This window comes from Actinoalloteichus spitiensis RMV-1378 (genome assembly GCF_000239155.1).
GTDB classification, from domain to species: domain Bacteria; phylum Actinomycetota; class Actinomycetes; order Mycobacteriales; family Pseudonocardiaceae; genus Actinoalloteichus_B; species Actinoalloteichus_B spitiensis.
Map to the genome: position 1 here is coordinate 1 of NZ_AGVX02000257.1, position 6,506 is coordinate 6,506.

General features: G+C 74.4%; 4 protein-coding genes and 1 pseudogene. 1 reads left to right on the forward strand and 4 read right to left on the reverse strand.

What is annotated here, in order from left to right; all coding sequences use genetic code 11:
• Positions 1 to 996 precede the first annotated feature (996 nt).
• A complete protein-coding gene (locus ACTIDRAF_RS0212520) occupies positions 997 to 1,200 on the forward strand; it encodes a cold-shock protein (RefSeq protein WP_016699088.1) in 204 nt (67 codons plus the stop codon).
• Positions 1,201 to 2,023: 823 nt separating this feature from the next.
• On the opposite strand, the gene ACTIDRAF_RS33805 is transcribed toward ACTIDRAF_RS0212520, so the two are convergent.
• From ACTIDRAF_RS33805 to ACTIDRAF_RS0212540, 4 genes and pseudogenes are all read right to left on the reverse strand, one after another.
• Positions 2,024 to 2,851, reverse strand: a complete 828-nt coding sequence (locus ACTIDRAF_RS33805; protein ID WP_245533522.1) for an ECF transporter S component — start codon at positions 2,849 to 2,851, stop codon at positions 2,024 to 2,026.
• A gap of 308 nt (positions 2,852 to 3,159) precedes the next feature.
• Positions 3,160 to 4,788, reverse strand: coding sequence for an ABC transporter ATP-binding protein (locus ACTIDRAF_RS0212530; protein ID WP_016699091.1), 1,629 nt, complete (start codon positions 4,786 to 4,788; stop codon positions 3,160 to 3,162).
• Positions 4,788 to 6,080 (reverse strand): CbiQ family ECF transporter T component, encoded by a 1,293-nt coding sequence (locus tag ACTIDRAF_RS0212535; RefSeq protein WP_016699092.1) that lies wholly within the window; start codon positions 6,078 to 6,080, stop codon positions 4,788 to 4,790. The genes ACTIDRAF_RS0212530 and ACTIDRAF_RS0212535 overlap by 1 nt, the downstream gene beginning before the upstream one ends.
• Positions 6,077 to 6,506, reverse strand: a pseudogene (locus tag ACTIDRAF_RS0212540) (hypothetical protein); the annotation flags it as partial. The pseudogene ACTIDRAF_RS0212540 and the gene ACTIDRAF_RS0212535, both read right to left, overlap by 4 nt.

A 6,506-nucleotide genomic window follows, 5' to 3' on the forward strand; every position in this document is an offset into this window, starting at 1 on the left:
CCTCCCCGCCGCGTGTCCGGGACCGTGTCCTCCGCGCCGGCCGGCATGACTGAGCAAACCAGAACGGCCCGCTGTTGATCAGGGACGTAGGTCCCGTCCTGCCGGGGCCTTGGCCATCCCCGGTCCTGCTCCGCCCGGTGGACCGGGGCCGTGCTGGCAGGGAGTGGGAGGAAGCGGCGACGCCGGGCGGTCGTGCGCCTGCGCGCGCCTGGTTCCCTCGGCTCCCGTGCCATCCGACGTTCGCCCGCGACGAGCAGGAGTGCCGGCTCGCCCACCGATGAGTGCCCACCCCGACGACCACGGGTCTCGTCGATCCAGGTGAGGTGGCTCCCGCTCGCCCGCGCTCGCCCGCCACGCCCGCCCCCTGCGCCGCGCGGGCGGGATCGGGCGCTCGCCCCGGACGCCGCGCCACGCCGGACCGCGTACGGCGGTGGTCATGGCACGCCGGCTCCCGGTGTGCGGCGCCACCGGTGACTCCCACCAGGGCGGAGGCGGAACCTCCGTGGTCGCGGACCACTTCCGGGGTCGCTGGCGCGCGGAGGACCGATCCCCGGCCTGGTGTGCGGGCTCCCGGGGGCCGTGCAGGGGGCGGGGTTGGTGGCTCGCGTTCGGGGATGGCCACCGCGGTTCCTCCCGACGTTCGTGGCGGTCGGCCAGGCGTGCCGGCGGCGGGCCTGGCCCGCAGGGGCATCCCGCGTTCTTCGGCGCCTTGGTCCGTCCGCGTCGAGCGCCCACCCCACGCGCCCGCCAGAACCCTTTCCGGCCCGCCGAACGAATGATCACGCCGGGCATTCGGGTTGACGGTGGCCGGGTGACGTGTAGGCTCGGTGGTGGCCGTTGTTTCTGGGTTCGTGTTCATACATGCTCGCAGGATGTCGATGCGGGCGAGTTCTCCTCTTTGGTCGCAGCTGGAGTGGGTGTCGTCTGAAATCCCCGGCCCGGGTGTCCACGACCGGTGGGCACCCGCCTCGCACCAGCTCCCAGGAGGAGACAATCATGACCAACGGAACCGTGAAATGGTTCAATTCGGAAAAGGGCTTCGGTTTCATCGCTCCGGACGAGGGCGGGCCGGACGTGTTCGTGCACTACTCGGCGATCGACGGCAACGGATTCCGCAGCCTGGAAGAGGACCAGCACGTGTCCTTCGAGGCCAGCCAGGGCCCGAAGGGCCCCCAGGCCGACGTCGTGCGCGTGGTCTGACGCCTCGCGCGCTCGTCCGGTGGCTCCCCTCCCGCTCGGGTGGGGAGCCACCGGTGCTTCCGGCCACGGGGCAACCCGCTCCCGGCCGCCACACACCGCCCGTACCGGTCCTGGACCGGCCGCGGGACAAGGAAGGAACGCCATCACCACATCGACACCGCTGCACCGCCCGCGCCCCCAGCGCCGTGGCGGCCCGGCCCCCGGTCAGTTCTCCGACCGGGGCTCCGACCGGACACCGGAGGCCGGCGCGTGGACCCGCGCTCAGGGCACGGTAAGTCCGGTCCAGTTCGCCGAACCCGAGAACACCCGGACCATCCCCGAGCAGTACCACCCTCCCGTTGACCACAGCGAGGCCGGAATGCGCCGGCTGCGCAAGCCCTTCGACCCTGATCCGGCCTAGACAGCCGTGGCGGTCCGCCGCCCTTCGGTCGAGGTTGTCCCGCGCCGCGTCGGGTCGTGGTCCCCACCTCGCGCGTCTGGCCGGCCTGGTTCGCGCGGACCGCGACCCGCGTCCTCCCTCCCCGCTGAACTCGCCGCGCTGCTCGACCCGAGCCGCGGGGGTGGGTCCACCTGGTGCCGCTAGCCGAGTTCCTCGCCGTGAACGCGGCACTGGTCCCGTCGGCCGCCAGGTCGTTCGCCGCGCGGCCGCGGCCCGAACCGCGATCCGCCGGCCCCGGTCCTGGGCTGTTCCGGCACCCCGGTCCACCGAATACGCCCTCGAACTGAGCACCCGCGACGCCGTCGCATCCGGCCGGAACGAGGTCGCCGGGCCGATCCCCGGAGTACTCCTGCCCGCCGTCCCGTTCCCCCGGAGCGGGACGGGTCAGCCCCGGTCGAAGCTGACCGGGGCGTGGAAGGCCGCCCGCCGGGCGGCGCGGCGCAACACCGCCAGCACGGCGGCGCCGACCAGCGTGATCGCGAGCACGTTGGTCAGCGCCCGTCCGGTGTCCCACCCGAAGGTGGAGGTGTAGAGGGTGAAGATCACGAAGCGGTGCAGGTTCTCCACCACCGGGTCCCCCGGGACGAAGGACAACTGGGTGTCGATCCCGGCGGTGAACGGCCAGAACCACATGTTCATGACGAACCCGAAGAAGTAGGCGGAGAACGCGCCGTACCCGGCGAGCATCACGATCTCCCACCTGCCCCGGACCCGGCGGGGCAGCAGCCCGGCTCCCAGACCGACCCAGGAGGAGGCGAGCATCTGGAAGGGGAGCCACGGACCGACCCCCGCCGTCAGCAGGGCCGAGGCGAACAGCGAGGTCGACCCGAGGACGAACCCGAAACCCGGTCCGAAGACGCGGCCCGCCAGCACCAGCATGAAGAACACCGTCTCGATGCCCGCGGTTCCCGCGCCCAGCGGTCGCAGGGCGGCGTTGATCGCCGACAGCACGCCGAGCATCGCCAGCGCCTTCGAGTCGATGCCCCCGCTCGACAGTTCGGCCAGCACGATGCCGATGAGCACCGGCAGCACCACGACGAAGATCAGGGGGGCGTCGGCGCTGTGCGCCATCGCCTCCGGTTCCGGTGCGGCGAACAGCGGCCAGAAGAACATCGCGAAGCCCGCCAGGGACGCCAGCGCGAGGACAACGGCGGTGCGGGGCGCGATCCGCACCACCCGGGGCGGGCCGTTCGGGGGTCGCGGGTCGGCCACGTCCGGTTCCCCGGTGGGGCCGACCGAGCCGGTGGACCGCCCGCGCGGCGTTCGACCACCGTCGTCCCCCCGGTCCGCCGGTCGCGGGTCCGCCGCTGGGGGACGGGTCTCGTGTTCGTCTCCCGCTCCGGAGGCCGCCGCCTCCGGAGCCGGTGGGCGCGGCGACTCCGACCGACCCGCGGCGGCGCTCCCGGAGCTGGGTCGCCCGGGGGCCCCGGCCCCCACCTCTCCCGCACCAGAACGACTGGTCGCGCCCTCGGCACCGTGTCCGGCGCCGGTCGGCACCTCGGGGCGGTGGCCGTCCCCCGTCATACCCGCGCCTCCGCCCCCGCGAGCGCGTCCCGCACCTCGGAGACGGTCAGCCAGGGTTGCGGGCTGAGCACCTTCGCCACCTGCGGCGCGAACGCCGGGGAGGCGACCACCACCTCGGCGGTCGGACCGTCGGCCACGACCTCGCCCTCGGCGAGCACCACGACCCGGTCGGACACCCCGGCGACGAACTCGACGTCGTGGGTGGCCAGCAGCACCGCCCTGCCCTCCGAGGCCAACTCCCGCACCAGGGCGCCGAAGTTCGCCTTGGCGTGGTAGTCGAGTCCCCGGGTGGGTTCGTCCAGCAGCACGACGGCGGGTGCGGCGGTCAGCTGCACCGCCAACACCAGGGACAACCGCTGCCCCTCCGACAGGTCCCTCGGGTGCAGGTCGGGGGGGATGCCCGGGGTCAACCGGTCGAGCAGCCGTCGACAGGTGCCCTCGGGTGCCTCGGACTCCCGGTCTGCCTGCTCGCACTCCTCGGCCACCGTCTCCAGGTACAACAGGTCTCCCGGCGTCTGCGGCACCAGGCCCACCAGTGCCCGCGCCTCGGCCGCGCCGACCTCCTTTGGGTCCGTGCCGTCGACGGAGACGGTGCCCCCCTGCCGGGGTCCGGAACCCTGGAGCGCCCACAGCAGCGAGGACTTCCCGGAGCCGTTGCGACCCATCAGCGCCACCACCGCCCCCGGGGCCAGCTCGACCGACACCTCCCGGACGGCGGGAAGCCTGGCGTAACGGACGACCACCCGTCGCGCGACCAGCCTCGGCTGGTCGTCGGCGCCAACCGGTGCCCGACCCCTGACCGGGCGCGGCTGGTCCCGGAGCCGCTCCCGCAACCCCGCCGCCCGGCGGCGGGCGTCCCGCACCGACAGCGGCAGCGGCCGCCACCCGGCGAGCCTGCCCAGTTCCACGACGGGCGGGGCGACCGAGGAGACGTCCAGGACCTCCGAGGGGGATCCGACGAGCACCGAGCCGTCCCCGGGCAGGTGGACGAGCCGGTCCGCGTACTGCACGACCCGTTCCATCCGGTGCTCCGCCGCGACCACGGTCACCCCGAGGTCGTGCACCAGGCGGGTGATCGCCGCCAACACGTCCTCGGCGGCGGTGGGGTCGAGCGCCGACGTGGGCTCGTCGAGCACCAGCACGGCGGGGTGTGCGGTGAGGACGGCTCCGATCGCCACCCGCTGCTGTTGGCCGCCGGAGAGCGTGCGCAGGGGGCGGCGTCGCAACTCGGCGATCCCCAACAGGTCCAGCGTCTCCTCGACCCGTTTCCGCATCACCTCGGGTCGGACCCCCAGCTGCTCCATCGTGTAGGCGAGTTCGTCCTCGACGGTGTCGGTGACGAAACCCGCCAGGGGGTCCTGCCCCACCCGCCCCACGAGGTGCGCGAACTCCCGGGGCGGTCGGCTCGCCGTGGACACGCCACCCACCCGCACCTCACCGTGCAGGTGCCCGCCGGTGAAGTGCGGCACCAACCCGTTGATCGCACCGAGCAGGGTGGACTTCCCAGCCCCGGTGCGACCCACCACCAGGCACAGCTCCCCCTCCCCTACGGTGAGGTCCACCTCGCGCAACGCGGGCTCGGCAGCCTCGGGGTAGTGGACCGTGACCCGGTCGAACTCGATCATCAGGGTGTCGTCCTCTCCTGGGCCCTCGACGGTGGCCCCGGCGGCTCCCCGTCCCCTCCGCCGCCGGTCCGGTGAGCGGGCACCACGGGTTCCGCGCCGGCGGCGGTCAGCCCGGCGGTGCCCTCCGCGCTACCCCCGACCCGGGCCGGGACACCGCTGCTCGCCGGTCGCCGTTCGTCCCAACCGCCGGCCGGGGGCGACGACAGTTCCGGTGGGGGTGCCAGCCATGCCGGCAGCACCCCGACCAGGACGGCCAGTGAGGGCAGCAACGCCAGTTCCGGCCAGGCCAACGGGTTCAGCGACGGGTACAGGTTCGCCGCGTCGACCTGGCTGGTCAGGTAGAGCAGGCCGCCGGACCCGATCCCGCAGCAGACGACGAGGACCTCCCCGAGCCGCCACCGGTCCGGGCGGTGCACGCTGCGCCGCACCTGCCGGCCACCCCACAACAACCCCGCGGCCGCCACCGCCGTCCCGGCCAGCAGCATGGGCAGCCCCAACTGCCGGGGGGCGGACCCGTCCATCAGCCCGTACACCCCGACGCACACCCCGACCAGGCCGCCGAGCACCAGCACCCCGGTGACCAGCCGCGCCCGGGGGGACAGCGTCCCCACCCGGCCGTACCCCCGGGAGTCCATCGCGGCGGCCAGGGCCAGCGAACGGTCCATCGCGTCCGCGAGCACCGGGATGACGATGCCCCGCAGCGCGCGCATCCCCCGCTGGCGGCCACCCCGCAGGCGCCGCGCCCGCCGCACCCGCAGCACGCTCTCCACCAGCTGCGGGGCCACCGACAGGGCGACCACGACGGCCGAGCCCACCTGGTAGAGGGCACCAGGGACCGCCTTCAACAGCCGCTTGGGGTTGGCCAGCGCGTTGGCCGCCCCGATGCAGACCACCATCGTGGCCAACCGCAGCCCGTCGTAGAGGCCGCCGAGCAGCTGTTCCACCGCCACCGGTCCGAACAGGCGGATGCCCGCCGCCCACGCGGGCAGCGGGATCTCGGGCAGGGTGAACAGGATGTGGTCCCCCTGGCCGCCGCCGAAGACCACCCGGAACAGCACCCGGGAGAACACGATGAACGCACCCAGCAGCAGGTACAGGCGGAACGCCAACGCCCACGGCGCGTCACCCCGTCGCCGGGCCACCACGAGCCCGGCGACGGCGATGATCAGGACCAGCAACACCGGGTTCGTCGTACGGCTGGCCGCGGTGGCCAACCCGAGGGCCCACAACCACCACGCGCCCGGGTGCAGCGTCCTCGGGAGCCGGCCTCGCTCGGGGAACCGGGAAGTCACGGGTGGTGCTGTTCGGCGCGTCGTCGCCGCACCGCCGTCGCCGTACCCGCCGCCACGATGACCACCACGGCCGCCAACCCCAGCAGGGTCGCCGGCGGGATGCCCGAGGACGTGGCGGCCTCGGCGCGGTCGGCCAACGGGTCGGGGTACCCGGGGCCGGGGTCCACCGGGGCGCCCGCCGGCCCCGGTGGCGCCGAGGAGCCGGCCACCGCCGAGGCACCGCCGGCCCCGGCGGACGGGTCGGGGCTGGGCCCGGTGGACGCCGAGGAGGTCGCCGTCTCCGACGACGGCGCGGACCCGGACGCGGGCGGCGGTTCGAACTCGAAGACCGTCCCGGTGCGTTCCGCGTCCCGTGGGACCTCCTCGGTGCCACCGTGGTCGTCTCCGTGCCCGGCCGCGGGCGGGACGGGACGGTCCGGCTCCGGG